12 protein-coding genes and 1 pseudogene are annotated in these 15,287 nt (G+C 71.9%); 6 read left to right on the forward strand and 7 right to left on the reverse strand.

Translation table 11 applies throughout. From position 1 onward, the window contains the following. Positions 1-24: 24 nt before the first annotated feature. The 3 genes from ACT2CW_RS26020 to dusB all read right to left on the reverse strand — a co-directional run bounded on the left by ACT2CW_RS26020 (position 25) and on the right by dusB (position 4,748). A complete protein-coding gene (locus tag ACT2CW_RS26020) occupies positions 25-2,232 on the reverse strand; it encodes a VMAP-C domain-containing protein (protein ID WP_445518446.1) in 2,208 nt (735 codons plus the stop codon). Beyond that, positions 2,229-3,467 carry a hypothetical protein gene (locus tag ACT2CW_RS26025; protein ID WP_445518447.1) on the reverse strand — a complete coding sequence of 413 codons (1,239 nt, stop codon included), beginning with the start codon at positions 3,465-3,467 and terminating at the stop codon, positions 2,229-2,231. The genes ACT2CW_RS26020 and ACT2CW_RS26025 overlap by 4 nt, the downstream gene beginning before the upstream one ends. Positions 3,468-3,557: 90 nt before the next feature. Then, positions 3,558-4,748, reverse strand: a complete 1,191-nt coding sequence (gene dusB, locus ACT2CW_RS26030; protein ID WP_445518448.1) for a tRNA dihydrouridine synthase DusB — start codon at positions 4,746-4,748, stop codon at positions 3,558-3,560. A gap of 153 nt (positions 4,749-4,901) precedes the next feature. On the opposite strand from dusB, the gene ACT2CW_RS26035 reads away from it, so the two are divergent. Both ACT2CW_RS26035 and ACT2CW_RS26040 read left to right on the forward strand, forming a co-directional pair. Then, the gene (locus ACT2CW_RS26035; protein WP_164429427.1) at positions 4,902-6,395 is read left to right on the forward strand and encodes an MFS transporter; all 1,494 of its coding nucleotides are present in this window, start codon (positions 4,902-4,904) and stop codon (positions 6,393-6,395) included. Between the two features lie 282 nt (positions 6,396-6,677). After that, complete coding sequence (locus ACT2CW_RS26040) at positions 6,678-7,763, forward strand: hypothetical protein (protein ID WP_445518449.1); 1,086 nt, start codon at positions 6,678-6,680, stop codon at positions 7,761-7,763. 109 nt (positions 7,764-7,872) lie between these two features. Here ACT2CW_RS26040 and ACT2CW_RS26045 read toward each other — a convergent pair whose 3' ends face one another. Beyond that, positions 7,873-8,814: a helix-turn-helix transcriptional regulator gene (locus tag ACT2CW_RS26045; protein WP_445518450.1), complete on the reverse strand. Its 942-nt coding sequence runs from the start codon at positions 8,812-8,814 to the stop codon at positions 7,873-7,875. Between the two features lie 101 nt (positions 8,815-8,915). Between ACT2CW_RS26045 and ACT2CW_RS26050 the strand changes: the two genes are divergently transcribed. The 3 genes from ACT2CW_RS26050 (at position 8,916) to ACT2CW_RS26060 (ending at position 12,166) form a co-directional block, all read left to right on the forward strand. Beyond that, positions 8,916-10,391 carry an MFS transporter gene (locus ACT2CW_RS26050; protein WP_445518451.1) on the forward strand — a complete coding sequence of 492 codons (1,476 nt, stop codon included), beginning with the start codon at positions 8,916-8,918 and terminating at the stop codon, positions 10,389-10,391. Between the two features lie 150 nt (positions 10,392-10,541). Continuing rightward, positions 10,542-11,564: an aldo/keto reductase gene (locus ACT2CW_RS26055; RefSeq protein ID WP_445518452.1), complete on the forward strand. Its 1,023-nt coding sequence runs from the start codon at positions 10,542-10,544 to the stop codon at positions 11,562-11,564. Positions 11,565-11,572: 8 nt separating this feature from the next. Beyond that, positions 11,573-12,166 carry a TetR family transcriptional regulator gene (locus ACT2CW_RS26060; RefSeq protein ID WP_445518453.1) on the forward strand — a complete coding sequence of 198 codons (594 nt, stop codon included), beginning with the start codon at positions 11,573-11,575 and terminating at the stop codon, positions 12,164-12,166. 748 nt (positions 12,167-12,914) lie between these two features. Here ACT2CW_RS26060 and ACT2CW_RS26065 read toward each other — a convergent pair. Further along, a pseudogene (locus ACT2CW_RS26065) lies at positions 12,915-12,989 on the reverse strand (DNA-binding response regulator); the annotation flags it as partial. Here ACT2CW_RS26065 and ACT2CW_RS26070 point away from each other — a divergent pair. Beyond that, the gene (locus ACT2CW_RS26070) at positions 12,957-13,373 is read left to right on the forward strand and encodes a hypothetical protein (protein ID WP_445518454.1); all 417 of its coding nucleotides are present in this window, start codon (positions 12,957-12,959) and stop codon (positions 13,371-13,373) included. The pseudogene ACT2CW_RS26065 and the gene ACT2CW_RS26070 overlap by 33 nt on opposite strands. A 7-nt stretch (positions 13,374-13,380) precedes the next feature. Here ACT2CW_RS26070 and ACT2CW_RS26075 read toward each other — a convergent pair whose 3' ends face one another. Continuing rightward, positions 13,381-13,674, reverse strand: a complete 294-nt coding sequence (locus ACT2CW_RS26075; protein WP_240813108.1) for a hypothetical protein — start codon at positions 13,672-13,674, stop codon at positions 13,381-13,383. A 164-nt stretch (positions 13,675-13,838) separates the two neighbouring features. Then, complete coding sequence (locus tag ACT2CW_RS26080) at positions 13,839-15,221, reverse strand: glycine--tRNA ligase (protein ID WP_164429435.1); 1,383 nt, start codon at positions 15,219-15,221, stop codon at positions 13,839-13,841. Positions 15,222-15,287: the final 66 nt, after the last annotated feature.

Below are 15,287 nucleotides of genomic sequence, written 5' to 3' on the forward strand. Positions count from 1 at the left end.
TTCGTCTCTCCTCAGGGTGCGGACTTAGGGTGCGGACAGGTCGAGCTGGTCGGGGAGCGGGCGGTGCGGATCGTCCCACAGAAGGGCCATATGGCGGCCGTGGTGGCTCTCGTCGGCCTCGCTCGCCGACCGGAGCTTGCGCAGATGCTGAGGCAGGGACCACAGCCGTTCGGTGCGGAGCAGGGTCTCCAACTCGGCCTGCGCGGCGGCGCCCTCCGCCTCGCCGTGCCATATGAGGACGGGCACGCCGCCGAACAGACAGGCGTTGAAGACCTCCGAACGAGCCCGCACCGGGGACGTCAGCACCACGCCCGGAGCGTCCTCCTGGCCCTGGAGGTCGCCGTTGACCTGCTTGAACGTCTCATAGTGGGCGGACAGCCAGTGCAGATCCTCGGCGCCCGCCGTACCGACCCGCTCCCAGCGCCGCTCCCACAGATGCCGCTGGTGCTCCCGGAGTTCGGTGCAGCGCACGACGACCGGATAGTCCGTGCCGAGCGAGCGCTCCAGCGGCCCCTCGGCGTCGAGCTGCCAGCGGTGCACGGCCAGTTCCAGGTCGGTGGGGGTCACGAAGAACTCCACCAGCGTGTCATGGGTGCGGGCATGTCCGCTCAGGAGGCGATCGAGGCCGCGCTGTATCTCCTCCAGCGAGGCGGGGGTATCGGCCTTCGCCAGGGAGTTGACGTTGTCACCGCGCCGCGACCAGACCTCATAGGCGCGCCGCTGCCCGTCCCCGCTCGGCGAGTGGAGCCGTATCTGGATCCGCTGGTCCGTGACGGTGTCCGGGTCTGCTTGTACGCGCTCGGCGTGCTCCTGCGCTTCACCGCGCCGTTCGTGCAGCTGGCCCTCGAGGTCGATCCGCTTGGCGCACTTCAGCGACCACGCTTGCAGTTCTCCCGCGACCGCTCCCCCGCAGAGCGCGGCGAAGTGCTCCACGACGCGCAGCAGCTGCGGGAGTTGTTTCGGCGGAGGGAGCAGCACGGCTTCGAGGTCGTCGACCAGCGCGGCCGGATCGAGGGACGACAGGGCCATGGTGGGGTACTTCTCGCGGGCGACCTCGGCGAAGTCGTGCCACCCCCGTTGCCCCAGCCGCTCCAGCAGCCCGACCAGCCCCACGTACTCGGCATGGGTCAGCCACTGGTTCTGGAGCAGATGGCACGCCTCGCGGATCCCTGTGCGGACCGGGGCCCGCGCGCTCAGCTCCGCGAAGAGGGTGACGGTGCCGTGCGGGTTCTCCAGCGCCCAGTCGACCAGGTCCTCGGCCGAGGGAGGCGTCGTGGCGGGCGGGTCGGTGGTGAACTGCTCGCAGAGCCCGACGACGGCCTCCCCCGCGAGGCCGGGACGCTCCCCCAGCAGCACGCCGATCGCGTGGATCAGCTTGGTGCGCTCCCGCCGCTGCTGCTCGTCCAGCGGCGAACGGGGCGGGCCGAGCGGGATGTCCTCACCGTTCCGGTCCCCCCTGCTGATGTGCACGGTCGGGAACTGCCGCAGTCCCTCCTCCCGGCCCAGCCGCTCGAACTCGCCCCGGACCCCCTGCCACACCCGGTCGAGGTCCGGCGCCACGCCGCCGGCGGAGGCCGCTTCGAGCTGCCGTAACAGCACGGAGGTGAACAGGCCCGCGCCCTGCTGGTTCTTGGACACCGCCCCGGGCTGACAGGCGCGCATCCAGTAGATCTCGCGGGCGTTGTTGATCTCCGGCTTCGTGGCGGGCTCGTCCGGCTTGGGGACCATCATGTGGGCGCGGAGGGGAAGGGCCTGCCAGCAGGCGTCGATAATCACGGTGACCCGGTCCACGCCCCGCTTCGGCAGATGCTCGGTGCGCAGCAGCGTCATCAGGTTCAGCGCGTCGAGGCCCCGTATGTCCCGGTCCCGCGCCTCCGGGTACAGCAGGCTCCAGCGGCCTCCCGGGGCCTGTACGCCGTGCCCCGCCCAGTAGATCCACAGCCAGTCCGCGTCGAGGGACCGCAGCTCCTCCATGAAGACCTGACGGATGGTGGGGCCGTCCGCCGGGCGGTAGTCGCGGTCCGCCGCTTCCACGGCCGCCTTGTTTCCCTCCGTGGGCGAGGCCAGCAGGCGGATGTTCTCCGGCGGCACGCCCAGCCCGGTCAGCCACGTCCGCATCGCGAGCGCGTCGTTCACCGGGCCGTCGAGGGTCCAGCCGTCGCCGCCGCTGTACTGCTCGACCGCCACGATCACGGCGTGGGTGCGGCGCCAGTCGTGCGCCACCGCTGTCACTTCGGCAGCTCCGGGGCCAGCAGGTCGTACAGCCGCTGGTGGGCGAAGTACGAGGTGTGGGCGCGCGGGAAGGGCTGGCGGGTGTTGACGCGCAGATCGGTGACCCGGCCGGGGAAGACCTTCTCGCCGACGAAGCCGAGCAGATCCCGCTCGTCGTAGACGTTGATCCAGCGGGGGAACGCGGCCGGCAGCGGTTCGTCGCGGCGCAGCGCGGTGAGCGCGTCCAGTTCGTAGAGGAACGGTGCCTGGGAGCCGACCGTCACCAGCAGCTCCACCCCGGCGGGCGGATCGGGCTCGGCGAGCAGATCGACACAGGCGATACCGCCGAGGCTGTGGGCGAGCAGCACCACCGGGCCGTCCCCCGCCTCGACCGCGTCGCGCACCGCCGCCCGGATCGCGGCGCGCACCCCCGCGCCGCGCACCTGGTAGCGGAGGATGTCGCCACTGGCCGGGACGGAACCCTTGGTGATTCCGCCGCGGAAGGTATGGGCCAGTGAAGACAGCGGCGAGAGGTAGGCGTTGAGCGCCCGTACGGCGACGCCCTTCGCGGCACCGGCGACGAATCCGCCCCGGTCGGTGCCGCCCAGCTGATCGGTGAGCGCGCCGACGAGCGCGTCGCGGTCGGCGCCGTCCACCGCGAGTGGCTCGTCGTCGCCGTACGGACCCTCTGCCAGCTGGACGGCCAGGGCGTACACGGCGCGGGCCGCGATGGGCTCGATGCCGTCGGCGGGCGAGCTGCCGCCCAGGCTGCCGGAGATCTCGTCGGCCACGCGGCCGGCGGCCTCGTCGAGATGCGGTGCGAGATCCGCGACGAGCCGGGGCAGACCGCCACCGGTCTGCCCGGTGCCGGCGAGCGTCAGCCCGCGCACCGTGTCGGCCACGGTCTCCCAGGGGTCGACGCGGCCGGGCGCGAAGCCCGTCTCCTCGCCGCCGTCCTGCGCCGCCTGTACGAACTCCCGCAGCTCCGCGAGCGGATCCACCTCCAGCAGCGCCCATACGGCCAGCGGATCGTCCTCGTCCAGCGCGCCGTCACCGCCGACGCCGCGGTTCTTGGTGCGCACCGGGAGCGACGCCCCGCCGAGCCCCAGCGCGGCTCCGTGCTCCTCGCCCCAGAAACAGCGGGCGACCTGGACATCGGCTCTCACCCGCCCCAGGCCGCTCATGACCCGTGCGAAGCTCTTCTCGTACGACTTGGCCCGGACCCCCGTGCCGTGGACGAAGACGACGCTTGTCACCGATCCCCCCAGATCGTCCAGATCCCACCGCGACCACGAGCCCATCACTTTATCCGGTGATGACCCCGTGTGACCCCCGGACTACCGGGTTCAGCCGCCCGAGGTGTCGAGCTCCGCGTCCGCGCCGACGCCCGCGCAGTCGTACGGGTCGTCCAGCCAGCCGTCGGGCAGCACCACGCGGTTGCGGCCCGAGGTGCGGCCGCGCGGGCCGTCGGCGCCGGGGGGCCACTCCTGGTCCAGGTCCAGCTCGGCCAGCAGGGCGTCCAGCTCGGCGAGTGAGGAGGTGATCGCCAGCCGCTTGCGCATCTCCGAGCCCACCGAGAAGCCCTTGGTGTACCAGGCGACATGCTTACGGAAGTCGATCACGCCGCGCTCCTCGTCCTCCAGCCACTCGGCGAGCAGCTCGGCGTGGCGGCGCATCACGGCCGCGACCTCCTTGAGCGTCGGCCGCGCGTACCCCGGCGCCCCGGAGCCGGACACCGACGCCCCGCCGCCCGGTTCGAACGCGGCCACCAGGTCGCCGAAGAGCCAGGGCCGCCCCAGGCAGCCGCGCCCGACGACCACGCCGTCACAGCCCGTCTCGCGCATCATCCGGACGGCGTCGTCTGCGGACCAGATGTCGCCGTTGCCCAGCACCGGGATCTCGGGGACGGCCTCCTTCAGCCGGGCGATCGCCTCCCAGTCGGCGGTGCCGCCGTAGTGCTGGGCCGCGGTGCGGCCGTGCAGGGCGATCGCGGTCACGCCCTCCTCGACGGCGATCCGGCCCGCGTCGAGGAAGGTGATGTGGTCGTCGTCGATGCCCTTGCGCATCTTCATGGTCACCGGCAGCGGGCCCGCGGCGGTCACGGCCTCGCGCAGGATCGAGCGCAGCAGATGCCGCTTGTACGGGAGCGCCGAGCCGCCGCCCTTACGGGTCACCTTGGGCACCGGGCAGCCGAAGTTGAGGTCGATGTGGTCGGCGAGGTCCTCGTCCACGATCATCTGGACGGCCTTGCCGACGGTCACCGGGTCCACCCCGTACAGCTGGATGGAGCGCGGCTTCTCGGTGCCGTCGAAGTGGATCAGCCGCATCGTCTTGGCGTCCCGCTCCACCAGCGCCCGGGTGGTGATCATCTCGCTGACGAACAAGCCCTTGCCGCCCGAGAACTCCCTGCACAGGGTGCGGAACGGAGCGTTGGTGATCCCGGCCATCGGTGCCAGGACGACCGGCGGCTGGACCGTATGGGGTCCGATCCGCAGCTGCGTCCGCTCCGGGTGCGGCGTCTGCGGCGATTGCGTCATGGGATCAGCTTCCTCGTGCGTACTACGGTGGGAGGGCGGGGCCGATCTCTTATTGTCCCGCACCCGCGGGAGGGAACTCGTCCCGCACCCGCGAGAGGGATCGACAGGGCGGTGCTGACCGCCGCACCGACGGTATCGATGTAGCGTTCAACCATGCGTGAGCTCAGCCATCGGCGGCGCATGCTTGTGCTGGCGATCTGCTGCATGAGCCTGCTGCTCGTCAGCCTCGACAACACGGTTCTCAATGTCGCGCTGCCCTCGATACGGAGTGATCTGCACGCCTCCGTCTCGGGGATGCAGTGGACGATCGACGCCTACACCCTGGTCCTCGCCGCCCTGCTGATGCTCTCGGGGTCGACGGCCGACCGGGTGGGACGCAAGCGCACCTTCCAGACCGGGCTGGTGATCTTCACCCTCGGCTCGGGGCTGTGCAGCCTCGCGCCCAATCTGGAGACGCTGGTCCTCTTCCGGATGGTGCAGGCGATCGGCGGTTCGATGCTCAACCCCGTCGCCATGTCGATCATCACCAACGTCTTCACCGAGCCCAGGGAGCGGGCCCGCGCCATCGGGGCCTGGGGCGGGGTCGTCGGCATCAGCATGGCGGCCGGGCCGATCGTGGGCGGGCTGCTGGTGGAGTCCGTCGGCTGGCGCTCGATCTTCTGGATAAACATTCCGGTCGGGCTCGCGGCGCTGCTCCTCACCGCCCGTTACGTCCCCGAGTCGCGTGCCCCCAGGCCGCGCCGGGCCGATCCGGTCGGCCAGCTGCTGGTCATCGCGGTGCTGGGCACCCTCACCTACGCGATCATCGAGGCGCCGGACCGCGGCTGGGACTCGCCGCTGATCGCGACCTGTGCGGGGATCGCCGCCCTGGGGCTGCTCACGCTGATCCGCTACGAGCGGCGGCGTGCGGAACCGCTGATCGATGTGCGGTTCTTCCACAGCGCGCCGTTCAGCGGGGCGACGGTCGTCGCGGTGTGCGCCTTCGCGGCGCTCGGCGGCTATCTCTTCATGAATACGCTCTACCTCCAGGACGTGCGCGGGCTCAACGCGCTGCACGCCGGGCTGTGGATGCTGCCCATGGCGTTCATGTGCTTCGTCTGCGCGCCGCTGTCCGGACGGCTGGTGGGCGCCCGCGGGCCGCGGCCGTCGATGCTGGTGGCCGGGGTGGCCATAACGGCCAGCGGGATCCTGTTCGCCGTCTTCGACGTCCAGGCGAGCGATGCGGGGCTGCTGATCGGCTATGTGCTGTTCGGCCTGGGCTTCGGCATGGTCAACGCGCCCATCACCAATACGGCGGTCTCCGGGATGCCCCGCTCCCAGGCCGGGGTCGCCGCGGCCGTCGCCTCCACCAGCCGCCAGGTGGGCCAGTCGCTCGGTGTCGCGGTCATCGGCGCGGTGCTGGCGGCGGGCGCCGCGTCGGCGGCGGCGGGCGGAATGGGGCACGCCGCCTCGCCGGCGGCCGCCGCGTCGTTCGTGGACGCGGCCCGCCCCGCGTGGTGGATCATCGCCGCGTGCGGTGCCGTCATCCTGCTGCTGGGGCTGGTGACCACGGGCCAGTGGGCCGAGAGGACGACCCGGCACGCGGCCGCGCTGTTCGAGGAGGGCAAGCCGACGGGGCAGACGTCGGCGAACGCGAAGGCGCCATAGGCGCCCGGGGGGGGCGGCCGTCCGGCGAACCGTGCCGCCTGCGGCGGCGGGCCGCCCCCTTCTCGCCCCCTCCCGCAGCATCGCCCTGCCCTGCGCGCTGCGAAACCGGCCGCTCTCACGTGACCGGAACCGCACCTCTCGATAGTCATGCGACGCATTGACCCCACAGCGCGGTCACGGTTGCATGCTTGTGGCCCTCGGTTGGGGAACCGGGGAGAAGGACCATGTCCTGTCTCAGGGGGGAAAATGAGGGGAAACGCGAATCGGAGTGCCACCAGACGTGTGCGGGCCGCCTTAGGCGCCACGGTCGTGGTCTGCGCGGTCACGGCGGCGCTGCCCGGAGCCGCTTCGGCTGAGCCGAGGACCGTGCCGGGCGCCACGAGCGTCAGCGGAGCCGGGGTCGAGCGGATCAGTGTCGCGACCGACGGCACCCAGGGTGACGGCGACTCCGCCGACGCCACGATCACGGCCAACGGCCGGCGTATCGCCTTCGCGTCGTCGGCGAAGAACCTCGCACCCGCCACCCCGGTGACAGGGCAGCGGGTATTCGTCCGCGACCAGCGGACGAGCCAGACCACACTGATGAGCACCCTCACCGCACCGATCCAGCCGCCGGTGATCAGCGGTGACGGGCAATACGTCGCCCTATGGGGGTTGTTGCAAAGGGACACGACGACCTTCCTGTCCCGGGTGAGCTCGGCAAGCACGATCGGCATCAACTGCTCGGGCCTCAGCTGTAGTCAGCCGTCGCTGAGCACGGACGGCCGCTACATCGCCCAGGTCGCCACCTTCAGCCGACCGCCGTCCCGGCAGCGCATCGAGGTAAATGACTGGCAGGCCAACCACACGCAGACCGTCACCGAGTTCGGCCACAACGTCTCGTCCCGGCCGTCCATCAGCGGCGACGGCCGCTTTGTCGCCTACCAGGACGGCCAGGCGGAGGACGTCTTCGTATGGGACCAGACCGACGACACCTCCGCCGGTCCGATCGAGGGCCCGTCCAAGGCGGCGACCCTCGTCCAGATCAGCAAGGACGGCAGCAAGATCGTCTACCTCTCGGGCGCCGACACCTACGTCCAGGACGAGAGCTCGGGCGCCGACCAACTGGTGCCGAACGCGCGGGGCGTGGCCATCGACCCCACCGGCCGCTATCTGCTGTACGCCCCACACGACACGAACGGGCCGTCGCTCATGCTGCGCGACCTGGAGACGGGCACCGACGAGATCGTCTCGAACCAGCCCGCCTCGGCCGGAACCGACGCGGTCAGCGCGGGTGGGCGCGATGTGGTCTTCCACTCCACGGCCGACGACATCGTCCCCGGCGACACCAACGGCAAGTCGGACGTCTTCGTCCGCCACCTCTACTGACCACCCGACCACCACGCTCGCCCTCCCGCCGCCCCACCGCTCGCACACGAGCGGTGGGGCCGTAACGGAGCCCGCGCGCTCACCAGGGCAGAGCCCCGGGCCCGGCGGGTCAGACCGTGGCCGGGGCCACCTGCTCCGTTGTGGCCTCTTCCGTCGTGGCCTCTTCCGCGAGCGCCAGCGCGTGCAGCCGCTCCAGCCGCTCCTGCGTCTCCACGTCCGCCGGGGTGTACGTGAGCAGCTTGGAGCCCTGCTGGGGGCCGGTCCACAGGCTGGTGGAGGCCAGCCGGAGGATGCCCACCTGCGACTGGCGGTAGACCTTGATCTTGTCGCCGGGCCGGATCACCTCATGCCGCGCCCAGATCTCCCGGAACTCCGGCGAGGCCTCCTCCAGCCGCTTCACCATCGCCTTCCAGGCGGGCTCGGCCACATGCTCGGCCATGACGGCCCGGAACTTGGCCGCCATCAGCCGGATCGTCTCGTCCCGGTCCACCAGGCTGGAGCGCCATTCGTCATTGGTGAAGGCCAGCCACAGGCAGTTGCGGTCCTCCGGCGCCACCTGGTCCAGGTCGCACATCAGCAGCCGGTAGCTGCGGTTGTAGGCGAGCAGGTCGAAGCGGCTGTTCTGGACGCAGGCGGGGAACGGCTCGAGCCGCTCCAGCATGAGCTGGAGCGACTGCGGAATGCCGGTGCACTCGCTCGCCGGGGTCGGATCGATGGCACCGGCGAGCGCGAAGAGGTGGGCGCGCTCGCTGCGGTCCAGGAGCAGCGCGCGGGCGATGGCGTCGAGGACCTGCGCCGAGACATGGATGTCGCGGCCCTGCTCCAGCCAGGTGTACCAGGTCACACCCACGGTCGAGAGCTGCGCGACCTCCTCGCGGCGCAGCCCGGGGGTGCGCCGGCGGCGGCCCCGCGGCAGCCCCACCTGCTCGGGTGTGATCCGCTCCCGTCGGCTGCGCAGGAACGCGGCCAGCTCGCCCCGCCGTATCTCGGCCCCCGCGCTCCTGCTCTCGGCCGTGGCCCCGGCCGTGGCATCGTGCACCATCGTGGTCATGCCTCCAGGGTGCCCGAGAGCTCAGCCGGTTGCCAGGTACTTCTTGTACCAGGATAAAGACACTCTGGTACCAGCTTGAGCGACGCGGGATCTTCGTAAGCGTGACCGAAACGCAGATTTCCACGATACGAACGAGAACCGCCACCCCGGGTGCGACGAAGACCCCCGGGCGGACCCAGACCCACACCTCCTCCGGACCCGCGCTGAGCCCCCTCGGTCTGTTCACCGTGCTGCTGGGCGCGGCGCTGCCGCTGATCGACTTCTTCATCGTCAATGTGGCGCTGCCCACCATGGACCACGACCTCCACGCCGGTCCGGCCGTACTGGAGCTGGTGGTCGCCGGATACGGCGTGGCGTACGCGGTGCTGCTGGTCCTCGGCGGGCGGCTGGGCGACACCTTCGGGCGGCGCCGGCTCTTCCTCGCCGGGATGGCGGCCTTCGGGCTGACCTCGCTGGCCTGCGGGCTCGCGCCGGACGCCTGGAGCCTGGTGGGCGCCCGGGTGGCGCAGGGCGCCTCGGCCGCGCTGATGCTTCCGCAGGTGCTGGCCACGATCCACTCCTCGACCAGCGGTTCGCGCCGCGCCCGCGCGCTCAGCATGTACGGCGCGACGGCCGGTCTGTCCATGGTCGCGGGGCAGATCCTGGGCGGTGTGCTGGTGGCCGCGGACATCGCGGGCACCGGGTGGCGCGCGGTCTTCCTGGTCAATGTGCCGGTCGCGCTGCTCGGCCTGGTTCTCGCGGTCCGCACCGTCCCCGAGACCCGCTCGGAGCGGCCCGCGCCGGTGGACGTGCCGGGCACCGTACTGCTCGCGCTGTCGCTGATCACCCTGATGGTGCCGCTGACCGAGGGTCGGGCGGCGGGCTGGCCGCTGTGGACCTGGCTGGGGCTGGGCGCGTTCCCGTTCGTGGCCGCCGCGTTCTACGTCGTGGAGCGGCGCCGGGACCGGGCGGGGCACACGCCGCTGCTGCCGCCGAGCCTGTTCGCCCTGCCCGGGCTGCGGCGCGGGCTGGCCATGGTGGTGCCGTTCTCGATCGGCTTCGGCGGCTTCATGTTCGTCATCGCGGTCGCGCTCCAGCAGGGGCTGCGGTACGGGCCGGTGGAGGCCGGGCTGGCGCTGGCGCCGATGGCCACGACGTTCTTCGTGGCCTCGCTGATGGGCCCGCGCCTGGTGGGCCGCTACGGCAGCCGTGTGGTGACCGCCGGCGGGCTGATCCAGGCGGTGGGCATCGCGCTGCTGACGGTGGCCGTATGGCGGAACTGGCCGGATCTGTCGCTGGCCGGGCTGCTGCCGGGCGTCGCGCTGGCCGGGTTCGGGCAGGGGCTCCAGCTTCCGGTGCTGATCCGGATCGTGCTGGCCGATGTGCCGAGCGAGCGGGCGGGGGTGGGGAGCGGCGTGATGGTCACCACCCAGCAGTCGGCGCTGGCGCTGGGCGTGGCGACGCTCGGCACGCTCTTCCTGTCCCTGGGGCCGTCGGCGGGCATGGGTGACGCGCTGGTCATCACGCTCGCGGCGCAGCTGGGGGCGGTCGCGCTGACCCTGCTGATGAGCCTGCGGCTGCCGCGCAAGGTGTCGTAGGAGGTCGCGGAAAACAAGCGGAGCAAGTGGCGAAACAAGCGGAACAACCGAACGAGGCAACGGGTGGGCGATGACAGATATTGAAATCTGTCATCGCACATGCCACGCTCTCCTTGGACACCCCACCCCGGAATCCCAAGGAGCACCCCCGTGCAGAACCGCCAGCTCGGCACCACCGGCCCCCACGTCTCCGCGCTCGGCCTCGGCTGTATGGGCATGTCCGCCATGTACGGCGGCGACGTCGACCGCGCCGAGTCCATCGCCACCATCCACGCCGCACTCGACGCCGGGATCACCCTGCTCGACACCGGCGACTTCTACGGCATGGGCCACAACGAACTGCTCATCAACGAGGCCCTGCGCACCGCCCCCGCCGCCCACCGCGAACGCGCCCTGACCAGCGTGAAGTTCGGCGCCCTGCGCGGCCCGGACGGCGCCTGGACCGGCCATGACGGGCGCCCCGCCGCCATCAAGAACTTCCTCGCCTACTCGCTCCAGCGGCTGGGCACCGACCACATCGACATCTACCGCATCGCCCGCCTCGACCCGGCCGTCCCGATCGAGGAGACGGTGGGGGCCATCGCCGAGGCCGTACAGGCGGGTTACGTACGGCACATCGGCCTCTCGGAGGTGGGCGCCGAGACCATCCGGCGGGCCGCCGCCGTCGCCCCGATCTCGGATCTCCAGATCGAGTACTCGCTGGTCGCGCGCGGTATCGAGGACGAGATCCTGCCCGTCTGCCGTGAGCTGGGCATCGGCATCACCCCGTACGGAGTGCTCTCGCGCGGGCTGATCAGCGGCCACTGGAACCGGGAGCGCACGACGGACGCCCAGGACTTCCGCAACAGGGCCCCGCGGTTCCAGGGCGAGAACCTCGACCGCAACCTCGAACTCGTGGAGGCGCTCCGCAAGATCGCCGACGCCAAGGGCGTCAGCGTCGCCCAGATCGCCATCGCGTGGGTGCTCGCGCAGGGCGTCCGGCGCTCCACCGCCATCGTCCCGCTCGTCGGTTCCCGCCGCCGCGACCAGTTGGCCGAGGCCCTGGGCGCGCTTGACGTTACGCTCGACGCCGACGACCTGGACGCCATCGAGGAGGCCGTCCCGGCGGACGCCGCCGCGGGCGCCCGCTACCCGGAGGCCCAGATGGCCACCCTCGACAGCGAGAAGAAGTAAGGGACCCGATGCCGCCGCCGCCCGAGACCCCCCTGACGCCCGCCCGCATCCTCGAAGCCACCGAGGACGTGCTGCGCCGCTACGGCCCCGCGAAGGCCACGGTGGTGGACGTGGCCCGGGCGCTGGGGGTCAGCCACGGCAGCGTCTACCGCCACTTCCGCTCCAAGACGGCGCTGCGCGAGGCGGTCACCGAGCGGTGGCTGGACCAGGAGCACGACAGCCTGTCCCGGATCGCCCGCGCCAAGGGCCCGGCGGCCGACCGGCTGGAGGACTGGCTGCTCACGCTGTTCGCGGCCAAGCGCCGTAAGGCGGGCGTCGATCCGGAGCTCTTCGCCACGTATCTGGCGCTGGCCTCCGAGAACAGCGAGATCGTCGCGCGCCATGTCGAGACGATGATCGGCCAGCTCACCACGATCGTCGAAAGCGGCATCGCGAGCGGGGAGTTCACGATGCGGGATGCCCGTGTCACGGGCCGGGCGCTGTGGGACGCGACGGCGCAGTTCCACGACCCCGTCTACGCGCCGCGGTGGACGGACCCGGACATGGATCCGGCCTTCGCGGCCGTCTGCGAGCTCCTGCTGGACGGTCTGCGGGCCCGCTAGGAGTCCGGCGGATCTTGACGCCTGCGGCGGGCTGTTCCCCTCCTCGCCCCTTCCCGCAGAGTCGATATGCGGCTCCGCCGCGCGGCAGGGGCTCCGCCCCTGGACCCCGGGGTTTGGGGCGGAGTCTCGGGTTCGGGGTTTGGTGCCGAGCCCCGGTCCGGGGGTTTGGGGCGCAGCCCTGGGTTCGGGGTTTGGGGCGGAGCCCCGGCCCGGGGACTGGGGCGCAGCCCCGGCCCGGGGACTGGGGCCGAACCCCCGCCCCGCGGTCTGCGGCGCAGCCCCGGCCCGGGGACTGGGGCGCAGCCCCGGCCCGGGGACTGGGGCCGAACCCCCGCCCCGCGGTCTGCGGCGCAGCCCCGGCCCGGGGACTGGGGCCGAACCCCCGCCCCGCGGTCTGCGGCGCAGCCCCGGCCCGGGGACTGGGGCCGAGCCCCGGCCCCGCAGTCTGCGGCGGAACCCCCGCCCCGCGCGGTCTGCGGCGGAACCCCGGCCCGGGGACTGGGGCAGAGCCCCGGCCCCGCAGTCTGCGGCGGAACCCCCGCCCCGCGCGGTCTGCGGCAGAGCCCCGGCCCGGGGACTGGGGCGGAACCCCCGCCCCGCGGTCTGCGGCGGAACCCCGGTCCCGGGGGCTGGGGCGGAGCCCCAGTTTCGGGAAGGGGCGGGGAGGGGAGTAGCCCGCCGCAGGCGGCTCGCGCCCGCGCGGCAGCGCCGCACACCGGCACAGCCCCGCGCCCCTTCGGGGCGCCCCTCACCCCACGCCCAGGAAGCGCAGCACAGCCAGCACCCTGCGGTGGTCCGCCTCGGCGACCGGCAGGTCCAGCTTGCGGCGCTGGTCCCCTGGCTGTACGTACTGGCCCGGACACTGCCGTCCACGACGCGGGTCGGCCACTGGAACGTCGCGTGGGTGGGCCTGGACGCCCTCGAGGCGCTCGGGCTGCTCACCACCGCCGCGCTGCGGCGGCGCGGCGACGACCGCCACCGGCTGACCGCGGCGGCGACGGGGGCGCTGCTGGTGGTGGACGCGTGGTTCGACACGGTGACGGCCGCGCCGGGCGGGGAGCTGGCGGCGGCGGTCGCGATGGCCCTCTGCGCGGAGCTGCCGCTGGCGGCGGTGTGCACGGCGCTGGCCCTCGGCCGGGAGGGGCGGACCGCCCGCTTCCGCGACAACCGCCGGCTCACCCCTGGGGGGCGGCCCACCAAACGATGACCGCGGCTCACCCCTGGGAGGCGGCCCACCAGACGATGACCGCGGCCACCGCGAAACAGGCCAGCATGATCAGGACGACCTGCCGCCGCGCCGCCGCGTCGGCGGTCATCCGCGGCGAGCCGAGGGCCCCGTGCGCCTGGGCGAGGTGATCGAGCCCCTTGTGCCGGGCGCCGCCGTAGGTGATCCGCTCCTGCCAGTCGCAGTGCCGGCAGCCGAGGAGCCGCCGCTGCCCCGGACCGTAGCCGTAGCTCACCTCGTAGACCGTGCCGTCCTCGTGGATGGCGGTGATGTGATGCGTCACGCCTCGCACGACTGGTGAACCCCCCGTTCTGCCGAGTCGACGGGCCCCGGTGCCACGGATCTCGCATCCGCGGCACCGGAGCCCGTCGTCGGGTGTGTGTCCGGTACCCGTGGTCCGGGCGCGTCGTCCCGGACCGTGATCCGGGCGACCGCGCCCGGACCGGGTCAGCAGCCGATCAGACGGCCACCGAGGTAGGACTGGATCTGGTCGAGCGAGACCCGCTCCTGCTTCATCGTGTCGCGCTCGCGCACGGTGACGGCGTTGTCGTCGAGGGTGTCGAAGTCCACGGTGACGCAGAAGGGCGTGCCGATCTCGTCCTGGCGGCGGTAGCGGCGGCCGATCGCGCCCGCGTCGTCGAACTCGATGTTCCAGTGCTTGCGCAGGTCCGCGGCGAGCCCCTTGGCCTTGGGCGAGAGCTGCGGGTTGCGGGACAGCGGCAGCACCGCGACCTTGACCGGCGCCAGCCGCGGGTCGAGCCGCATCACGGTGCGCTTCTCCATCTTGCCCTTGGCGTTGGGCGCCTCATCCTCCACGTACGCGTCGAGCATGAAGGCCAGCATCGCGCGGCCCACGCCCGCCGCCGGCTCGATGACGTAGGGGGTCCAGCGCTCGCCGGCCTCCTGGTCGAAGTACGACAGGTCCTGGCCGGACGCCGCGGAGTGCGCCTTCAGGTCGTAGTCGGTGCGGTTGGCCACGCCCTCCAGCTCGCCCCACTCCGAGCCGCCGAAGCTGAAGCGGTACTCGATGTCAGCGGTGCGCTTGGAGTAGTGGGAGAGCTTCTCCTTGGGGTGCTCGTACCACCGGATGTTCGCCTCCTGGATGCCGAGGTCCCGGTACCAGTTCCAGCGCTGCTCCATCCAGTACTCGTGCCACTTCTCGTCCTCGCCCGGCTTGACGAAGAACTCCATCTCCATCTGCTCGAATTCACGCGTACGGAAGATGAAGTTGCCCGGCGTGATCTCGTTGCGGAACGACTTGCCGAGCTGCGCGATACCGAACGGCGGCTTCTTGCGCGAGGTCTGCTGGACCGCGAGGAAGTTGGTGAAGATGCCCTGGGCGGTCTCGGGGCGCAGATACGCGACCGAGCCGGAGTCCTGGGTCGGGCCGAGGTGGGTGGCGAGCAGCCCGGAGAACTGCTTGGGCTCGGTGAAGCTGCCCTTGTTGCCGCAGTGCGGGCAGTTGACGTCGGCCAGGCCGTTCTCGGGGAGCCGGCCGTGCTTTGCCTCGTACGCCTCCTCCAGGTGGTCCGCGCGGAACCGCTTGTGACAGGAGGTGCACTCGGTCAGCGGGTCCGTGAAGGTGGCGACGTGGCCGGACGCCTCCCACACCTCACGGGCCAGGATCACGGACGAGTCGAGTCCGACGACGTCGTCACGCGAGGTGACCGTGGAACGCCACCACTGCCGCTTGATGTTCTCCTTCAGCTCCACGCCGAGCGGCCCGTAGTCCCAGGCGGCGCGCTGGCCGCCGTAGATCTCGCTGCACGGGTAGACGAAGCCACGGCGCTTGCTGAGGCTGACGATGGTGTCGATCTTGTCGGCGGCCACGGTGCTCTCTTCATTGATGACGACATTGACGACGAAGCGAATGCTTCAGGTTACCGGCGGCGGCAC

The organism is Streptomyces sp. NEAU-174 (assembly GCF_052665095.1).